This is a genomic window from Bradyrhizobium sp. 160 (assembly GCF_023073735.1).
GTDB lineage: Bacteria > Pseudomonadota > Alphaproteobacteria > Rhizobiales > Xanthobacteraceae > Bradyrhizobium.
Map to the genome: position 1 here is coordinate 1 of NZ_JADPKD010000030.1, position 19,770 is coordinate 19,770.

Genomic DNA, 19,770 nt, shown 5'->3' on the forward strand with positions numbered 1-19,770 from the left:
CTCGACCCGCATCGCCTGATGACCTTAAAGCTAGACTTAAGGTCACACGCTTCGCGAATTACCACCCCTCACGCAAGACGGCCCCCGTCGGAGGCGTACGGATTGTCGGTCTGCGATTGCAAATTACACGGCTCGATGGCACGCGGAAGATGAGCCAGAACCGCAATGCGGCGGATCGCGCCGGCGTCATCGAAGGGTTATCGAAGAGCGACCGTGACGAAGACCGTCGTGTGGCTCACCTCATTGCGAAAGGATGACGAACTCGAACGACGTATTGTGAACGACGCGGTATCACCTGCATTTTCTCCATATCCTCGACTGCTCTCCTTCTGCGCAGCGATGCGCCGACGCCGGTCGGTTCCTGCTCGGGTCAGGCGCTTTTACAGAGCACAGAAAACCATACACGACGCCATCGCTTGCGCGTCGCCTATTGCGAGCGGCAGCAGCGGCGCGAGGCCCTGAGGCCAACTCCGGAGAAGAGCGGTACACGGTTGCAATCCGGGGCCTGCTTCGGGGCGCATGACAGGAATGCTCTGCATTGAGATCGGATTCAAGGGGGCTGCGCCGGCTCCACTGTCATCAAAGCAACCCTTCCTAAACCACTTTAGCACTTGGGATTGGCTCTAGCTGATCAGCCACACCGAGACTCTGCGCAGCCACAGGCGACGATTGCATGCATTATAAGTAAATAATGTCGCTCTCCCGACTCAAACAAGGATGCTTTGGAGGGCGATTGCCGTCATTCTCTCGAACACTGCGTGTGCAGCTTTCGTCTGATTCCGCTTGACGCCCTGCAAGTCTCAAGAGACTTGCAGGAAGCCCTCAAAGCGTCCTGAATCTGACGTTACGGTCAGACTGTAGATCTTCTGATTATTCGCGAAAATCTGCGAGACCGCGGGATCGAGGTTGCTGTCACTCGCTCCAACACTCCTCGATGGGCAGTAAGAAACGCGAATGTCTCAAATCCTCGAGGTCTCGCCGCTCGCTTGTGTCACGATGATCGGGGCTCCCGGAGCGCCCTGCTCGATATCGAACTCGAGCCTAAGACGGTGAAGCGACCTGTTCCGACCGATCCACGCCCTCCGGCGCAACCGGCATGCTGAACTGAAAGACCGCCCCGCGAGGATCATTGGCGCCCGCCCACATCCGGCCCCCGTGCGCCTCAATAATAGAATGGCAAATGGCCAGCCCCATGCCCATCCCTTCGGACTTGGTGGTGTAAAACGCCTCGAACACGCGGTCAGCGCTGTTCGGATCAAGTCCTGGACCCGTATCCCGAAAAGTGACCACTACGTTATTCGAGTCATCTGTCCGCGCACTGATCAGTAACTCGCGGTCACCTTCGTTGATCTCGCTCATGGCCTCGATGGCGTTCGTGATCACATTGAGAATCACCTGCCGGACTTGGACGCGATCTGCGCGGACGAGCGGCAACGCCTCAGTCCGTCGCGTTTGCACCCATACATCATTTTTCGCAAGTTCCGCGCGAACTAGGGCCAGCACCTCTAAGATCAATTCGTCAATTGCGAGAAGCTCCGTTTGCATAGGAGCCTTATTCATAAGAGCGCGGATCCGACGGATCACGTTCCCTGCACGCATACTGTCACGGACGATCAAAACGAAGGTCTGCCGAACTTCTTCCAGATTTGGCGGCTGAGCACCGAGCCAATTTAGCCCCGCCCCCGCATTACTGCTGATCGCGGCAATCGGCTGGTTGACCTCATGGGCGATTGAGGCGGCCAGCTGTCCCATTGTCGTGATCCGATTGGCGTGTGCCAGCCCCATCAGAGTCTCGCGATACCGTCGTTCGCTTTCACGGGCTTCCGCTTCCGCTCTCTTTCGCTCTGTCAGGTCGAGGACGAAGCCAACACCTTGGTCGTCTCGCGCATCGAAGACGGCGAGGCCAATTAGCACCGGCACGCGGCTGCCATCCTTGCGGACATACTCTTTCTCGAACTGCTGAACGGCTCCGGTCCGTTTTGCTTCTGTTCCAGCATCCAGTGTGCGCTCGTGCCATTCTGGCGGTGTCAGGTCGAGACCGTTCACTCGCCCCGCGACGAGATCCTCTCGGTCGTATCCAACCATCGTGAGGAAGGCTTGATTTGCCTCGATGATCTCGCCTCCTTCGCGAATGATAAATATTCCGATGATGTTAGCGTCGAGTAAGCGCCGAATTTTTGACTCCCGTTGCTGAACTTCGCTGTACAACCGGCTGTTTTCCAGCGCAGTTGCAGCTTGCGAGGCAAGCATTTTCAGCACCGAGTTGCGGGCAGCCGAGAATATGCGCGCGGCGAGATTATTCTCCAGATAAAGTACGCCGATCAGCTTGCCCTGCGTGATCAGTGGCAGGCAAAGAATAGAACGCGCTTTGCGCTCGCGGATATACGGATCTTCCGCAAATGAAGGCTCGGCGGCAGCATCTTCGAGAATGACGTTTTCGCGGACACGTAGGACGAAATGCAGCACGGACTCGGGAAGTGCCATCGGAGTTACGGGCTGTTCATTCACCTTTACAAGCAGCGCATCCGCTACCGTTGCGGCTTCCGCCTCGATCCGCGGCTCGCCTCCATGCAGCAGAATTAACAAACCTCGTTCGGCGCCGGCCTGCTCAATGGCAGTCCGCATAAGCGTGTCGATTAGTTTTTGAAGAACCATCTCGCCGGAAATCGCCTGCGACACTTTTGTAACCGTCGCGAGATCAAGATGCTCAGCCGGAGCTCCGATCCTCATTCCATTCGCGGCAGGAGTGGTCTCATCATGGTTGAGATGGGGATTCAGCTCGTCGAGCTGACGCACTTTGCCATCTGCTCCCCAACGAAGGTAGCCGCGCCGCGCCTCCTGCAGGTAAACCCGGGAGATTCTGTCAAAACCGCGCGCAGCATAAAAGCGCGCTGCAAGTTCGCAAGCGATTGCCTCGTGGTGGGCGAAACCGTTACGTGCTGCGGTCTGGATTGAGTGTTCATACAGTCGCATTGCGTCTGTATCGCGGTATTCCCGCCTTGCAATTTCAGCGCCGACCAAGGCAGCCCGATTCTCAAAGTTTTCGGGGCAATTCGTCGCCCATATCTGCAGCTGTCTGTAATGGGCATCAATGATATCCCGATGTTGGTGTTGTTCGCTTTCGCCTGGCTTGTCGCAATAACATGAGTGAGACAGCGCACCATAGAAGTGAAACTCCGCGATCAAGGGCTCTGTCGGCATGGTCCATAATTTGGGCTCCGCCTTGGAGCGAGCATCAACAGCCGCAGCATAATCGCCGGCTATAAATCGCGCCTGAAGTTTGCGGATCCAGTAGATGGTTTCGCTAGGTGACGGCTCCGGACTGCGTGCCAACGATCGCTCGACGTCTAGCTCGTCAAATTGTTGGTCATCGAAGCAACCGAATGAGCGCGTGAGGCCGCGCATGCTTCGAATGATTGCGAGCTGAGCGGCTACGGTATCAGCAGCAAACTGAACCTTTCTATTCCGTATCATAGCGAGGCTTTTCTCTATCTCGTTCTGTACCTCTTTCAGGGGATCTCCGGCCATGATCATATTTGAGGTTAGATGAAGCAAGCTGTACGCCTCATAGATGACATCGCCGCTGCTGACCGCAGCTGCGAGCGCTCGCCGAATCAAAACCCGGCCACCTCTTAGGGGCTTCGTCCACGGGATGACGTTGCACCCGAAGGCCAAATAGACGGGAGCCCGAAAACGGGAGAACTCACCGCGATCAACCAGGTCGCAAGCAAGACGACCAAATTTGTCAGCTGCTTGGTAGTCACCGAAGCGCCCGGCCAAGATTCGGCCTAGCCATGCGTAATGGGCGCAAGAAGCATCAGTGTTGCCGTATTCGAGGCTGATGGTGACAGCTCTGCAGATGACCAAAGCGGATAAATTGGCGTCCGTGAAACCTGCGGGCGGAAGAATCCGGGTCAAGACGGCAAGCGTGGCAAGCGTGGTCTGATCTGTCATTGCAGGCAAACTAGCAAGATCCTCGATTGCGTCGGGCAGTTGTGACCACATCCGCTGATATTCGGCTAATGTTTCCTGGTCCGTCGGATGCTGCGACCACTCGATCCCGACGTCGTGAAGATATTCGAGCCCTGTGAGCACTGCCCGCCCGTGCTGACCGAGCGTCAAGTAAAGATCGACCCGCAAACATGCGACCGTTGCTCGCTGGGGCGCGTTCAAGGCGCGCTTCGACAGTACGGACAGGAGGCTCTCTGCAATTTCCAGCTGGCCTACCAAGAATTCGCATTCGGCCCGGCTTGTCTCCAGTGCGAACGCGAGTTCGTGGCGCCTTTGCCAAGAGTGCTCCGCGAGCAGCGCAGCACCGAGGGTGAAATATGTGAGTGCCGAGGCGTAGGCCGCCGACGCCCTGGCACGCTGCCCTGCGACTAAATTCAGCTCTGCGAGCTGCTCACGCTCCTGACCGGAGGCAATTAGCGCGACACCTCGATTGAGTTGGCTGACGATGTCGAAGATAGCCTCTTCGCGTTTGTGCGCAGGGACGTGTGCCGCCAGCATCCTACCGATCCGCAGATGGGCAGAAGCGCGCGAGGATTCTGGCACCAGCAAGTAGGCCGCCTCTTGAACGCGATCGTGGAGAAAGCGGTAGGCTGTTCCGTGGCGCGCGATCAGTTCCTGCCGGATCGCCGGCCACAGGGTCGCGTGCACCTGCTCCTGCGAAATTTCGAGCACGATCGCAAGCTCCGCCGTCCCGGCGATGTTGCCGAAACAGGCCAGCTGTTGCAGCGCGTCCTGCGTTTCCTCGGGCAGGCGGATGAGCTTGCCGAGCATCAGATCCACGACGTTCTCGGTGTACGCTTTTGCGTGAATACGCTCGAGATCCCATCGCCAGCGCGCCGACTCGTGATCGAACGTCAACAGCTGCTCTTCGGCCAGTTCAGAAAGGAATTGAATGGCGAAGAACGGATTACCCATCGTCTTCTGATGCACCAATTTTGCAAGCGGGGCAGCGCGTTTTGGTCCGCAGCGAAGGGTATCCGCGACTAACTGCGCGACATCGTCTGCAGTGAGCGGCGAGAGCGTGATCTCCTCGCAATTTACGTCGGCTCCCCTGATGGAGTCGAGCTTGCGTTTGAGTGGATGGCCTGCATCAAGTTCGTTGCCGCGGTAAGCTCCAATGAGCAGCAGATGCAGATCCGACTGGGTCAGGAGATCCTCGATGAAGTCGAGCGTTGCGGCATCATGCCACTGCAAATCGTCGAGGAAGAGCACCAAAGGATGGGTTCGCCGGGCGAACACGCCAATAAAGCGACGAAGCACCAGCTGGAAACGAATTTGCGCTTGCCGGGCTGGAAGCTCAGCAACCGCGGGCTGCTCGCCAATGATCAGGCTCAGATCGGGAATCAATTCGGCCATCAGTCGTCCATTCGCGCCGAGCGCCTCCCGGAGCGCTTGCCGCCAGGTGGCGAGTTCGCCCTCACTTTTGCTGAGAAGAGGACGGACAAGACTCTGAAACGTCTGCACTAGCGTCACATAGGGAACGTCGCGCTTCAGTTGGTCGAATTTGCCTGACACCAACTGCCCGCGCGAGGGCACCAGTGCTTTGTGTAGCTCCTGGACGAGCGAAGACTTACCGACGCCGGAGTAACCGGCGACGAGCACCAACCTCGGCGCGCCGCTCTTCACCGCGCGATCGAAAGAGGCAAGCAAAGCCTCGATCTGAAGGGCTCTGCCATAGAGCCTCTCGGGGATGAGCAACCGATCAGGTGCGTCGTCTGTGCCGAGCTCAAACGGGTCGATGCGACCGTGGGTGGCCCATGCTGCGAGACAGTGTTGCAGATCGTGCTCAAGGCCAGCGGCAGTCTGGTAGCGTTCCTCGGCGGTTTTCGCGAGGAGTTTCATCACAATCTGAGATATCGGCAGGGGGAGGTTTTGTGATTTCTCGACGGGCGGGATTGCTTTTCTTGCAATATGACAATGGATCCACTCCAAGGGATCTGAGCCCGTGAACGGCAGCGCGCCGATCAGCATCTGATAGAATGTCACGCCAAGTGAATAGAGATCACTGCGACAATCGACCGAGCGATTCATTCGTCCGGTCTGTTCGGGCGCCATGTAGGGCAACGAGCCGGCGATGAACTCGGCAGGCTCAGGCGGCACGCGCTCGCGGGAAAGACGGGAAGCCAGACCAAAACCAGTGAGTCGTACCTGTTCGTCAGGACAATTGACCAGAATGTGAGCGGGTTTCAGGTCCTTGTGGACTAAGCTGTGCCGGTGAAGCTTGCCCACGGCCCTGGCGATACCAACAGCGAGGCGCAGGAAGCGCTTGGGTTCCATACGGACCCCGAGCAAATTTAGCAGTGGCTCGCCGCATGGATCCTCCAGGACCAGCATAGTCCGACCAGCTTCCCGGATCAGTTCCAACGGCCGCACCGCCCATGCCTCGTCTAGCTCCTCCCTCAGCTCATACTCATGGGCGAGGCGGTCGAGCGTCGTTGGGTCTTCCGTGATGGGCCGCACGGCAAGCACGACAGCCCTGCTGCCGTGGATTTGCCTCGCACGGCAGAACGCGCGATCACCGTCCTCCCACAGGGGCTGGATGTCACTGTCGACATTTGAGCCGAACAGTGTTCGGCTGAGGGGGTCCCGCGGCATTTGCCCGCCCGGTCAATAAGGACTGAGCCGAAACCTGACACATATGGGGCGAGCTTGTGAAGGGACTTCGCAAAACGGCGCGAGTACCGATTAAGGCCGCCAAAGAGTGGACCGCGGCACCCCGAGACGCGACTTACACACCCAATGCGTGGCCCGATCGTGTCGATCCAGCCCAGTCCTGCGCGCCGGCCGAACGAACACACGTGAGCGCCCCTGCAGCAGCTCGCGTTCGAGCATCTTTACGACAAACATGACGGAAAGGACTTGAATCGCACCTAGCGTCAGGTTGTACGAAGTCGGTGCGAGGTGCTTTCCTCAACCGCGCAAAGAGCAACTCACAGGCGCTCTGAGAAAAAGAAAAGTTCATGTGCTGATGCCGCTGCTACTCGTTCTGATGTCTATTTTCCTTAGTATGGGTGCGATAGTCTACGCCGCTTGCCGATCTCAACGCGGGCGGGATCGGCGCATGCACAGGCACGATAGCGCCAATTCGCTCAGCTCGCGCCCCCGCGTTCAACTACCAAGGCGCCGGGCATTCTGATCCTTCAGCCGCATAATGGGTCGTCCGCTGCAGCCTCATTCGCGAGGGCCAGGCGACACGCGCCGCCATGCTAAAGCGAGCGCCTCAAGTTCTGGAGTCGGTGCTTCTCGATCGCTGCTGATCGTTTGATCGATGCCGCGGGGCCGATCCGACGCGACGGCGGACAGACGCGAAAGGCAGTTCTCGACCAGTCGGGCGGTTTTTGCTAGACTTTCCTGTACCATCACGCTGGCGCGAATGGCTGACCCGTCACATACCTGGAAAATCTCAAACTTTGCACTGCGCGAAAGTCCTTGAAAGGCAACGTGGTCAATCAAAGGTCGTAGTAGGGCGACGATTCTACTGTAAATCGTACAAGTGAGGCTCTGATCGTGACCAGGCGCTCTGAACCGCGGAAGGAAGCCGCAAATGTCGTTGGGCCGGAGGTGAGGCCGCGCGTCTTCCTCGTCGACGATGACCTCTCAATGCGCGAATCGCTGGTCAACCTATTTCGTTCGATCGGTCTGGATGTCGTTGCTTACGGATCGGCCCGGGAAATGCTCCAGAGCGAGCTCCCTGATGTTCCTAGCTGCCTTGTGCTTGACATCAGGCTGCCGGGATTGAGCGGCCTTGAGCTCCAGAGTGAGTTAGCCAAACTGAAGATTCACATTCCTATTATTTTCATCACCGCTCATGGCGATATTCCGATGACTGTCAAAGCCATGAAGAGTGGAGCAATCGATTTTCTCAGCAAGCCGTTTCGCGATCAGGAACTACTCGATGGCGTAGTCGCAGCTATCGAACAGGATCGGAAGAGACGAGGTGTAGACAAGGTGGTCAGGAGGCTGCAGTCCTTGTTTGAGGCCCTAAGTCCACGAGAGCAGGATGTATTGAAACTAGTCGCCGCCGGCTTATTGAACAAACAGGTAGCTGCGGAACTCGGGCTCGCCGAGATTACAGTCAAAATCTATCGGGGTCACGTGATGAAGAAGATGGGAGCTCGATCGCTGGCCGATTTGATCAGGATGACTGAGAGGCTGGGAATTGGGACCGACCGTTTCAGGGTACAAACCTAGGTATGGTTTTACAATTTCGTCGTGCAAGCGCATCCTTCTGCTGGCCGTCATGCTTCCGCCAGCGCCTTCGCCCAACTAAGAACGGGTCGTCTTGTCTAGGTATTCAACTATTTCCGTTGTCGACGACGATCCTTCGATTCGTGCCGCACTGAACAACCTTTTGAAATCGCAGGGTCACAACGTTCGTACGTTTGCATCGGCTGACGAATTCTTGCGGTCATCTCAATTGAACGATACGTCCTGTGTCATTGCAGACGTGCAGATGCCCATGATGAGCGGCTTTGAACTTTTGGAACAGATGCGGGCCCAGGGCCACGCTGCGCCATTCATCCTGATGACTGCCTTCGCAGATGATCGCACGCGAGCCCGCGCGTTGAGCGCCGGCGTAACCGGCTTTTTTGCCAAACCCTTTGCCAGTCTGGAGTTGATCGCCTGCGTCGATGAAGCGCTTAGCGAGCATCTTGGTGGAACGAACGCGTGAAAGATGGGGAAGCAGTCTGGACCAAGCCGCACCTGCGCGGCGCTTACGATGTCGATCAATGCGCGATTACCCGTGCTACCGCGTGCCAGTGGCGATCCTCGCCCTTCGATCTTGCCGCATTCCTGTCGTTGTTGTTGCAGTTTCGGCATCTGGTTGAAACACTTCGTCGGGCTCCTGACAAAGCGCCTCTGGTATGATCGCGCAATCAGACGAGGCGAGGCCCTCCTCGCTTTAACGAAGGAGCGCCCTACGTTCAGTGCTACGATCCTTGCTGACTTAGCGCGAAAGTGCCACGGCAGCGGCTTGCCGGCAGTACCTCGTTAGAACAAAGAACTCACCTGAAACTTGTGCGACCGCTCCAGATAGGTCGGGCACCGGAGTTTGTGGGAGGAAAGGCGCGGCGATCGCGGCCAAAATCACGCAGTCGGTCGAAACGATCGGTGCGGAATTCACAAAAGCCACCAAGATCGCATTTTGGCGACGTTGGCTTTCGCAGGATCGAGTGGTGTACGCCACACTCGCGAACTTGCGTTCGCTCCCAGCCTTCGGCGGGCCGAAGCACCCAAAACCTACGCATCCGCTGCAGGGCAACACAAATGCCACTGGTCGAAGCGATTTCAAGCCCAACGCCTTTGCTGCCGAACGCATCCACGCCGACCACTCTCCGCGCCGGTCCGGCCAAACGCAAGGCCCAAAGCGGGGCTCTGGACGCGCGATAAGCCCGCGCGCCGGGCCAGATCTGCGGGGCCGTGTCCCTTCTACTCGCGGGACCGTGAGCGTGAGCATCCAACACACGCTTCCGCCTGGCGGGCCGCCGTCGCCGGAGCGCATCGGCCGCTCTGGTCGCGATGAAATTTTTCGGCCCACATACTTCCCGTTTCCAAGCTAACCGCGCAGTATGCGCAAATTCTTCAATCGCGCGCGGCTAAGCAAGTTTGCCCGCGAAGGACGACTTAGCCGGGGCCCTCGCTGGATGGGGACGAAACTACTAAACATAGTAGCTTTGTTCCGCCTGGTTCTCGGGTAAGCCGTTGGAGCTGATTTTCAGACGCCCTACGCATAGCCGAAAGGACGCCGAGAGCCGCCGGAACTGTGCGCTCGTGGTCTGCCAATCCTGTACGATGTTGGCCGCGCGCTTGTTCGTCGAACAGATTTTCTTGTCGAGGAGACGACCACATGGTTGGAGGACACGAGCCGCACAGAATGAAGACAGTCGAAATGCTAGAGTCCAACGTGCGCTCGTACTCACGTTCCTTTCCTGCTGTCTTCAGCAGGGCGCGCGGCTCGATTATGTTCGCAGAGGGTGGCCGAAAGGTCATTGACTTTCTGTCCGGCGCTGGAGCGCTAAATTATGGCCACAACAATCAGGAGATCAAATCGGCAATCAGCGAGTATCTGGAGTCGGACGGGGTCGTCCACGGCTTGGACATGGCCACTCCAGCAAAGATCGAATTCATGGAGACCTTTAGCTCTGTCATCCTTCGTGAACGGAATCTTTCCTACCGCTTTCAGTTTACGGGGCCTACGGGAGCTAACGCTATTGAAGCAGCTCTAAAGCTCTCGCGTAAGATCACAGGACGTCACAACGTCATTTCTTTCACGAATGGATATCACGGCCAAAGTTTGGGAGCCATAGCCGCGAGCGGTAACCGCTTTTACCGCAAAGGCAGCAGCATTCCCTTATCCGGCACAACGTTCATGCCCTATGATGGGTATCTTGGCTCCGCTCACAGTGCGGCGGATTACGTGCGAAAGGTATTAATGGACGAGAGCAGTGGCACTGATCTTCCAGCCGCCATTCTCGTCGAAACCGTGCAAGGAGAGGGAGGCATTAACGTCGCCGGCGAGGAATGGTTGCAGTCAATTCAGGCTTTGGCAAAAGAGGTCGGAGCTATTTTCATAGTTGACGATATCCAAATGGGCTGTGGCCGTACAGGCGAGTTCTTCAGTTTCGAGTTCGCTGCGTTGTCGCCAGACATTGTTGTACTGTCGAAATCGCTGAGTGGGTACGGTTTGCCACTATCGATGCTCCTGATCAAAGAAGCGATTGACGCATGGGAACCAGGCGAGCACACGGGGACGTTTCGAGGAAACAACCTTGCACTCGTCTCTGGCAAAGCGGCTTTGAATCTGTATTGGCGCAACCAGACGTTCTCGCAACAGGTCCGACGATTGGGCGCATTTACGCGGCGTCGACTCGATGCTATCGCGCACCAGCACGGAAACAGGTTTGCTGTTCGTGGACGGGGCCTGGTATGCGGATTCGATTGCAAAACGACCGAAATCGCAGAGGCGACGTCACATAGAGCGTTTGAGAAGGGATTGATTATCGAGCGATGCGGACCGACCGATCAGGTTGTAAAGTTCTTGCCTGCACTTACGATCGAGCAAGAAACGTTGGGACAAGGCCTCGACATATTCGAGGAGTCATTGACCGAAACGTTGAATTCAGCCCGAGCAAGCTAAACTTGTAGGCACACGAGAGAAACTGTTGCTAGCGACCGCATCGCCGCACACGCCGAAATGGTCAGGAGTTTTGAGGCCATGATCATGAAGGTGAAGCCTGAAGGCCAACACTATCTGTGACCCGCCGAGTCGGCTGATGCGCGGAGAACGCCTGCTGCCCTCCTTGATCCACAACACGTGAGTGCGAGCAGCACCTTGACCATAGAACCTCGCAGTCGCGAGCGATTCTGGTCCAGCTGGCTTATCTAAGTTTCCACTCTGAGGTCGGCCCAAGGTGAGCTCGCAGCGGAATGGAGTCAAATGGTGTGGTATAGCTTCTTGGTGGCCACGTGCCCAGCCGCACGGGTGCGGACTTTGTTAGGACCGTAGATTGTGCAGCAGCGATCCAGCCTGAGCCGTTTACAGCATAGGTGCAGCAACAATCACTCCGGCGGCCGGCGTTGCGACGAAAGCCGTCAAGGAACGAGCGGTGGGGATGTCCCGGGTTCTGTTGAATTTCTGAAGAGGTCGGCGTTGCCGCCTTGAGCCGGTAGGCTCGGGGTGCTGATTCCAAAGGAGAGCAACGCCATCACGAGAGATATCACACACCGGCTGGTTGGCCGGCGGCCGGCGCGGTGGACGAAGCATTTGCGGAAGTGCGGGCGAGTCCTCGAGTTCAGCTATCAGAAGCCCCTATTTGGCGTGAGCGCCTCGGCGGCAAGCGAAGGTGACGGACCAAATGTCAACTGGGCCAACCGAAGAAGCCCGACGCATCTGCCGGGTCCGAGATGCGTCGGGCTGAGTGGAAGGCTGAGCGCGACAGTCTTCCTCCCAGAACCGCGTTTGCAAATAGTATGCCGTGCCCGTACTGCTACACCAGTATCTCAAATTAGATATCTGCCCTGCCACAAAGTTCCGCGAGGCATTCGGAGACGCTCAGCCAGCTCCATCTTCAATGGCCTGACTATTCCCGTTCCAAAAACTCCCGCCATCACCTTTCGTTTGGATCAAAAATGAGGCAGAAGAAGCGGACAACGGGCCGCCGGCTCATCAACAACAGATATCTAGATGTTTGATACATTGCTACGCGTGACTGGAACGATCGCGCCGAGCTCGCGCACGACAGAGGCAAACGATCGAGATCTAAGCTTAGATTTCGCGAAAGGTGCGCTCATTGTTTTGGTGATCGTTGGGCACCTGATTCAGTATGTCATCTACCGAGACGACGGGTTTTGGTATTCGCCGTACTACAAATCGATCTATATGTTTCACATGCCGCTCTTTATGGCGATAAGCGGATATCTTTCTTCTCGATCACTGCTGCAAAAGTCGTTCACTCGAGCAGCCAGCGACCGTGCGAAGCAGCTCTTGCTGCCGATGCTGTTTTGGTGGACGTTCATGGAGACAGCTAAGCTGGCGGCATTGTGGCGCGCGCCCAGCCTAACGAGCGGACTTTTGGAATTTGTAGACGATTTCGCTGGCACATACTGGTTCATCTGGGCCACGTTTGTTTCCTACCTTCTCCTCAAGATTTCTACCAGGCTAAACCACCAATCGTGGGTCATATCTGGCTTAGCCATACTGGTCGCACTCGCGCCTCTGACATTCTCCATATCACCCCTGATCAGATTCACTTACCCGTTCTTCTGCTTCGGCTTCTTGCTTGCTCAATCGAGAGAGCGATGGACGCGTACATCGCGACATCACAAGCCGCTCCTAATTTTACTTCTCTCAATAGTGACCTGCGTATGCTTTCTAGCTTGGGGCAAGGATACCTATGTCTACAATAATCTTGGGGTAATTCACGATTTTCGGTCGGCTAAAAACGTGCTTCTGATGTTTGTTGGCTCTGCAGCTGCCTCAGCAATCGCTATCGAACTCCTGCTGCAATGCTGGAGCGTTGGCCATTCAAATCGAATTGCCCGCTTTATCGCTGTGGAGTTGGGCCAGACCACGCTGCTGCTCTACCTGGTCCAGGGTACCGTGTTCCGTCTCATGGATTTCGTACAGTTCGGAGAACTTTGGGATCTCACGACCCGGTTGATCATCGCGGGTATGCTCGGGGCCGCGATTATTGCGATCGCGCTAACGGTGCGCTCGATTGTTCGCGGCGTTCCATATCTGTCGCAGCTCGTCCTTGGAATGCCGCCACGCTCTGGTCTTCCGCAAGCCAAACCTGCAATGAACTAGCTGTATGCATTTGACGTTTGTACGGCAGGGTATGGCGATAGCTTGTGACGCCGCGGGAATAGCGCTCGAACCCAGATCCGACGTCGACGGCGTGCCGCCGGTCGAGCCGGTGATCGGCATAAGAGCAACCCCATCGAAGCGTGTATTGATCAGGTTTGTATGGCACCGGCGAACTCAGCCCATTGCCTCCGTCCATAAGATCGACTGTCGTGAGATTAGCTTCGCTGCACCAGTCGTCCAGCCGCCGGGTTTCGACCCAGATCTGGCGATCGAACCTAATCAAATCACACTCAGCGAGATGTTTCTTCGAGTGCCGTACTGAACCCGAGAGTCCAGTCGTTCGAACCTCCTCTCGGCCCGCAGCTGCCCGAAGTAAAAGGCCCTCAGCAACGAACAAGCCGTTCTTGTTCGATGAGATGGCGACGCGATTACTCATCGCCAGCAAGTTGTGCTCAGATTCAGTCGCGCGCGCAGCGAGCTCGGCCGGGGCGCCTTCGAGGACAAGAGCAAAGCATCCGGCTGCTGTAGCTGGCGCGCATCGTCAAGCAGGCGTAGGGCATCGTCCACGTTCCGAACTTGTACCTTGAAGCCGCCCATCGCGTTCACGCTTTTGTGGTGTGAGACCAAAGATGACCCATCACGGAAATTTCGCAATTCACCAAGGCCCGGATCATCTCAACACGCTTGCCCCTCCCTCAAGTTCGAGGCGTCTGCGCCACGCTGCAGGACGCCTCGAGCGTTGCATATCGGGTCGTCGGAACTGAGATGAAAGCTGAGAAACGGCATGTCAGCTACAAGCAGGGCGCCAGGCCCTGTTTGCGCGACCACGACCAGGTGGTGATTCATCGTCGCCATGCTGACCGGTAAAGTGGTCATCAAACCCAAAGCATACGTTGCCGACGCTATCGCCGACAAGAATGACGTCGACGACAGGATCGGCGATGCGTGCCGTTACCCGCATCATAAGCCGTGATCATCACCATGGCGCGCCCTTCCTCCTTGCGTCGTTGCAGAACTGGAATCGTGACGCGTTCAACCGGCAGCTGCGAAGTGTGGCTCATGTCGATCTGATCCGGCCCCGCATGTCTCTGGAAATGGCCTTCCCCTTGGAGAGCGAAAGGTATCTGTCATTAGGGAGCCCGAAAAGGAGCGTCACTGAGAAGTCGGAAGCACAAAGCTTCCAATGATTGGGCGGTCAGCAAATAAGGTCTTTCAACATGTCCTCTGCGCGGTGTTCCAGGGACTGACCATCCGAACATTCTGAGCGTCAAAAACGGCGGCCTGGAGACGACGCACGCGAGCGGCGATAGTGGGTGTGCTTATGAGGCTGCGATTTACGTGTCAAAGCCGCTGTCGGCCCCTTAAGGCGGCATGTCCGTTACCTCTGGCTGCTGACAAGGATGGGCTGGCGCTTAAAGCCACGGCTTCGGCGGACTGCAGGCTCCGCAAACGACCGCGACCAGGCGAGGGAAATAGGAAAGATGCACCAGCGCTCGCGCGGCTGCCGCAAACTCCGGAATGCGGATGACGTGTCCAGCATCTCCGTGTCCGTAGAGGCTTGATAAGACCTGCCGTCCAGGCAATCTCATCTAATCGAAATGACGGCGGAACTTCCGCAACAGGCCGTCACCAATGGACGCATAACTTCATGATTTTGTAACAACTTCGCGCAGGCATCCACACAGATGAACACGCAACCAATCGCGATAACGCGATCGGACTGAAACCGAACGCGCGATGACACTGTGGACCGACCCGGCGAAGCCCGCGATCTCGCCCGGCCGGCAGCACCCACGTTGCAGATGCGAGGTCACAATCGTCCATTTCGTAGGTATATGGCAAGGCTCTCTCAAGTCGTTCGGGAAGCCGACGACAGCTCAGGATCCTTGATCTTGCGCTGCCGCGCGTCTCTTTCAGGCCAGTGTATCGGCAGCGCCACAAATGCCTGCATATATTTCGTCCAGGTCACCTGCTGTTACACAATATGGCGGCATCACATAAATCGTATTACCGAGTGGGCGCAGCAAGAGATTACGGTCTTTAAAGAAGGCGTGAAGCCTCGGGCCGATGCCTGCGAGATAACCGGTATCTCTCGTCTTCAGATCGAGTGCTGTGATGGTGCCGCTACGGCGAACGTTTGCAAAGCGCGGATCGGCGCGGAATGCTTCAATTGCGTGCTCCTGCATGGTTGCAACCGCAGCGATGCGCCGGTGACATTCCTGGTCTTTCCACAGCTCCAGGTTAGCCTTAGCGGCGGCACAGGCCACCGGATTTGCCGTGTACGAACTCGAGTGAAAGAATGTGCGCGTACGGTCTTTTGAATAATGGGCATCGAAAATCTCCGCCCGGCAGAGTGTCACCGCGAGCGGCAGCGCCCCTCCCGTGAGACCCTTCGAATAGCACGCTATGTCTGGCACAACATTGGCCTGCTCGCAGGCGAAGATTGTTCCGGTGCGGCCCCAGCCCGTCATGACCTCATCGGCAATGAACAGGACGTCCGACGCCTCGCAGATCAGCTTCATCTCTCTTAGCACCCAAGCTGGGTACATCAGCATTCCGCCTGCCCCTAACACCAGAGGCTCGACAATAAAGGCTGCGGGATTTTCGTTCCGACATGCTGACTCAAGCGCATCAAGCGTCGCCCGCTCAAGACCGCTCGCAGGGAACGGGATTGAGGTCACGTCGAACAGGAGAGGTCCGTACGCCACGTTGAAGACACCGCGGGCACCAACTGACATCGCACCGAACGTGTCCCCGTGATAGGAGTGCTGCATGACAACGATGCGTGTTCGCTGTTCGCCTATATTGTGCCAATAGCCGAGCGCCATCTTCAAGGCGACTTCCACGCTGGCTGAGCCACTGTCCGAGTAGAACACGTGGTCCAAGCCTCGGGGTGTGAGTTTCAAAAGGAGCCGAGCGACCTCCTCGGCCGGATCATGCGTGTAGCCGGCGAAAATGATTTGGTTCAGCTTGCCGGCCTGTTCCTGAATCGCGCTCACGATCTGCGGATGGCAATGGCCGTGAGTGACGACCCACCAGGATGAGATTGCATCTATGATTCGATGATCATCCGCCGTGTAGAGATAAGCACCGTCGCCACGCACAACCTTGGTCATCTCGTTGTGAAGAGCATGCTGCGTGAATGGGTGCCAAATTGGCCACCTCTTGTTTGGCTTCATCGCTTGAAATCGCCGGGAACAAACGAGCCTTTGAAGACATCCCGTAGGCTGTCTGCCGTCAAAGGAGAAATCCAGGGCAGCCGTCCTAACCACCGCACCCGCGCGATGTCACAAATTGCGCTCTCAGTTTCAGAATTTCTTTCCCCGATGAATGCGATCCCAAGAATGTCGATCTGGCGCTTTCGCAAGGCCTCTATCGAGAGCAGCGAGTGATTGATGGTCCCGAGTAGCGTGCGCGCGCAAAGCACGACGGGAAGTCGCCACCGCTGGAAGATATCGATGTAGAGTGCGCTAGAATTCAGCGGCACCATCAGCCCGCCAGCGCCTTCGATGACGAGCGGTCGCTCCCCGGTATCCGGCAGGACGAGCGAATCGGGGTCGATGCGAATTCCATCTATTTCGGCGGCATGATGCGGGGAAGCGGGCGTTTTAAGGCGGTAACGCTCCGGAACGATCCGATCGGCCGGAAGACCGCTTAGTCGTGCGGCCTGCTGGCTATCGGTCTCTCCTTCAACACCGGCCTGAATTGGTTTCCAGTAATTCGCGCCGAGAAGATGGGCAAGGCCTGCCGAAAAGACAGTTTTGCCGATCCCTGTATCTGTGCCGGTCACCACGATCCGCTGACTCATCGAGATCCGCCCCTCGTCTCCTCAACGAGGGCATCGAGCATCGCACGCACCTCATTCTCTCCGACGTTGAGCGTCAGTGAAATTCGTAAACGGGCCGTGCCGGCCGGCACCGTTGGCGGTCTGATTCCTCGGATGTCAAATCCGCGAGCCTGTAGCGCGGACGCTAGCCTCATGGCGCGGGCATTCTCGCCAATGATATAGGGCACGATCTGCGAGTTCGAAGGACTTCTCTCGCCTCGCGCAACCATCTCCCGATGCGTGAACGCGACAAGCCTCGCCAGCCGCTGTTGGCGCTCCGGCTCCTCCTGCAGGATCAACAGAGCCTCCCGTACGGCTACCGCCATTAACGGCGAAGGGGCGGTCGCGAAGATAAACGGGCGACAGCGATTGATTATGAAGTCGCGCAGCACGCCAGAGGCGGTAACAAGCGCGCCGGCGGCTCCCAGCGCCTTGCCGCAGGTATGAATAACCAGGAGATTTTCGCGTCCTTCATAGGCCGCCGTGAGGCCTCGCCCCTGCTCGCCGTAAACGCCGGTGGCATGAGCTTCGTCCACAACCAAGAACGCATCGTGCCGGTCCGCGATCGCGAGCAGGTCTTCAAGCGGTGCGAAATCGCCATCCATGCTGTAGAGGCTCTCGACTACGATCCAGACCCGCCCCGCTCCGCCCGCGGCACGCCAGTCGCAAATTGCGCTTTCGATAACCTGGGGGTCGTTATGGGCGCTGATTCGAAACGCGGCTCGGCCAGCTCGTGCTCCTTCGTGAATGCTGGCGTGAACCAGGGAATCAAGGACGAGCAGGTCGTCCCGTTGCGGCAACGTTGTCAGCACCGCAAAATTTGCGACATAACCACCGCCGAAGAAGAGCGCGGTCTGCGCGCCGAAGAACCGCGCCGCTGCTGCTTCGAGGCGTTCGTGCTCCTCGCAGTTTCCGCGCAGAAGCCGTGATCCGCCGGCTCCGATCGGAGTACCCCCTTCGAGCGCGGTGACGATGGCTTTTTTCATGCGCGGCGCGCTCGCCAGGGCCAGATAATCGTTTGATGAAAAGTCAATCCCGGTGCGCGGCCTGAGACTCCGCAGGCGGTCGTCGTTTTTAAGCGCATCTAAGCCTGCCGCATAGCTGGCGACTTTACCCGCAATGATGGAATTCATTCTTCACTCCGAGCAAGGATGGACGCAGCAAAACTCCCAACTGGTCGCCAACGACAGGATCTTACGGCGGCTAGCTTGTTGGATTCAAACCGGGACGACGCGATTTTGTCGATCAACCAGCACAATGCGCGGCCTGAAGATTCTTGCATCCGCCTCGTCAAGTGAGGCGTATGCAACGATACTTATTTTATCGCCGGGCATCGCCAGTCGAGCCGCCGCACCGTTCACGTCTACCGTGCCGGACCCTTGTGGCGCTTCCGTCACAAACGTTGCAAAGCGTGCCCCCGTCTCGAGGTTGTACAGTTCGACGCGTTCGTTAATCAGGATACCGGCCGCGTCCAGCAGTGCGCGATCAATCGAGATCGAGCCTTCAAAGTGCAGGTCGGATTCAGTTACCGAGGCGCAATGAATCTTTCCCTTCATCATGACAATCTGCATTTCTTACCTACGCTGATAGCTTGCACGCAGCACGCCGTTGTTCTGATGACTTAAGCGAGTCCAGACGTAATGCCGAGCCGGGCTAACAAACTTGCATCACGGTCAAGTTGCGGGTTTTTGGTAGTCAGCAACACATCGCCGACAAAGATGGAATTCGCACCCGCCAAGAAGCATAGGGCTTGGAGTTCATCAGTCATATACTGGCGCCCGGCGGCCAACCGTACGACGCTCTTGGGCATCATGATCCGCGCGGTCGCCACCAGGCGCACCAGTGCAATCGGATCGGAACGCTCCGCCGTGACCTTCACCGGCACGCCATCCACCTCGTTCCACAGGTTGATCGGTATACTTTCCGGATGCTTGGGAAGATTGGCGAGCAGTACCAGCATGCCGAGACGGTCATCGACGTGCTCACCCATGCCAATAATGCCGCCACAGCAGACTTTGACCCCCACCTCGCGCACGCGCGTAAGAGTGTCGATCCGATCTTGCAAAGTCCGCGTAGTGATGATGCTGCGGTAGAACTCCGGCGAAGTGTCCACGTTATGATTGTAGAAGTCGAGGCCGGCGTCGGCGAGCCGCGTGGCTTGCTTTGGCGTGAGCATGCCGAGCGTTACGCACGTCTCCATGCCGACACGTTTAACGGCGGCAATCATGTCGCAGACCTTATCGAGATCGCGGTCCTTTGGGCTGCGCCACGCCGCGGCCATGCAGAAGCGACTCGCCCCGGCCGCCTTGGCGCGCTGCGCGGCGGCGACCACATCAGCGCGATCCATCAAGCGAGTCGCCTTCAGGCCAGTGTCGTAATGCACGCTCTGTGCGCAGTAGGTGCAGTCTTCAGGACAGCCGCCCGTCTTGATGCTGAGCAGGCTTGCGGTTTCGACGTGGTTTGGGTCAAAATTGCCGCGATGAACGGTCTGGGCCTGAAATAGGAGCTCGGCAAATGGCTGCGCGTAAACTCCTTCCGCCTCGGCCCGTTCCCAGTCGCGGCGGACCGGCGCGCCGTTGCGGCCGCTATTGCCTTCGACTTCCACAGCACCCCCAAGATTTTCGGT

Annotated in this window: 10 protein-coding genes and 2 pseudogenes; 5 read left to right on the top strand and 7 right to left on the bottom strand. The window is 57.4% G+C overall.

Annotation, left to right across the window (positions count from 1 at the left end; genetic code table 11):
• Positions 1 to 257, top strand: a pseudogene (locus IVA98_RS12485) (hypothetical protein); the annotation flags it as partial.
• 784 nt (positions 258 to 1,041) lie between these two features.
• Here the strand turns inward: IVA98_RS12485 and IVA98_RS12490 are convergent.
• On the bottom strand, positions 1,042 to 6,606 hold the full coding sequence (locus tag IVA98_RS12490; protein ID WP_247354903.1) for a trifunctional serine/threonine-protein kinase/ATP-binding protein/sensor histidine kinase: 5,565 nt from the start codon (positions 6,604 to 6,606) through the stop codon (positions 1,042 to 1,044).
• A 966-nt stretch (positions 6,607 to 7,572) separates the two neighbouring features.
• Here IVA98_RS12490 and IVA98_RS12495 point away from each other — a divergent pair.
• The 4 genes from IVA98_RS12495 to nolL all read left to right on the top strand — a co-directional run bounded on the left by IVA98_RS12495 (position 7,573) and on the right by nolL (position 13,318).
• Positions 7,573 to 8,202 (top strand): response regulator transcription factor, encoded by a 630-nt coding sequence (locus IVA98_RS12495; RefSeq protein ID WP_247355029.1) that lies wholly within the window; start codon positions 7,573 to 7,575, stop codon positions 8,200 to 8,202.
• Positions 8,203 to 8,293: 91 nt separating this feature from the next.
• Complete coding sequence (locus tag IVA98_RS12500) at positions 8,294 to 8,683, top strand: response regulator transcription factor (RefSeq protein ID WP_247354904.1); 390 nt, start codon at positions 8,294 to 8,296, stop codon at positions 8,681 to 8,683.
• Positions 8,684 to 9,886: 1,203 nt separating this feature from the next.
• The gene (ectB, locus tag IVA98_RS12505) at positions 9,887 to 11,149 is read left to right on the top strand and encodes a diaminobutyrate--2-oxoglutarate transaminase (protein ID WP_247354905.1); all 1,263 of its coding nucleotides are present in this window, start codon (positions 9,887 to 9,889) and stop codon (positions 11,147 to 11,149) included.
• A 1,047-nt stretch (positions 11,150 to 12,196) separates the two neighbouring features.
• The gene (gene nolL / locus IVA98_RS12510; protein WP_247354906.1) at positions 12,197 to 13,318 is read left to right on the top strand and encodes a nodulation factor fucose acetyltransferase NolL; all 1,122 of its coding nucleotides are present in this window, start codon (positions 12,197 to 12,199) and stop codon (positions 13,316 to 13,318) included.
• A gap of 454 nt (positions 13,319 to 13,772) precedes the next feature.
• Here nolL and IVA98_RS12520 read toward each other — a convergent pair.
• The 6 genes and pseudogenes from IVA98_RS12520 to bioB all read right to left on the bottom strand — a co-directional run.
• Positions 13,773 to 14,379: pseudogene (locus IVA98_RS12520) on the bottom strand (3-methyl-2-oxobutanoate hydroxymethyltransferase); the annotation flags it as partial.
• Positions 14,380 to 15,231: 852 nt separating this feature from the next.
• Positions 15,232 to 16,497, bottom strand: coding sequence for an adenosylmethionine--8-amino-7-oxononanoate transaminase (bioA, locus tag IVA98_RS12525; protein ID WP_247354908.1), 1,266 nt, complete (start codon positions 16,495 to 16,497; stop codon positions 15,232 to 15,234).
• Complete coding sequence (gene bioD / locus IVA98_RS12530) at positions 16,494 to 17,126, bottom strand: dethiobiotin synthase (RefSeq protein WP_247354910.1); 633 nt, start codon at positions 17,124 to 17,126, stop codon at positions 16,494 to 16,496. Before bioD ends, bioA begins: the two co-directional genes overlap by 4 nt.
• Positions 17,123 to 18,277 (bottom strand): 8-amino-7-oxononanoate synthase, encoded by a 1,155-nt coding sequence (locus tag IVA98_RS12535; protein ID WP_247354911.1) that lies wholly within the window; start codon positions 18,275 to 18,277, stop codon positions 17,123 to 17,125. Before IVA98_RS12535 ends, bioD begins: the two co-directional genes overlap by 4 nt.
• An 84-nt stretch (positions 18,278 to 18,361) precedes the next feature.
• Positions 18,362 to 18,715, bottom strand: coding sequence for an aspartate 1-decarboxylase (gene panD, locus IVA98_RS12540; RefSeq protein WP_247354913.1), 354 nt, complete (start codon positions 18,713 to 18,715; stop codon positions 18,362 to 18,364).
• 50 nt (positions 18,716 to 18,765) lie between these two features.
• Complete coding sequence (gene bioB, locus IVA98_RS12545; protein WP_247354915.1) at positions 18,766 to 19,749, bottom strand: biotin synthase BioB; 984 nt, start codon at positions 19,747 to 19,749, stop codon at positions 18,766 to 18,768.
• Positions 19,750 to 19,770 lie beyond the last annotated feature (21 nt).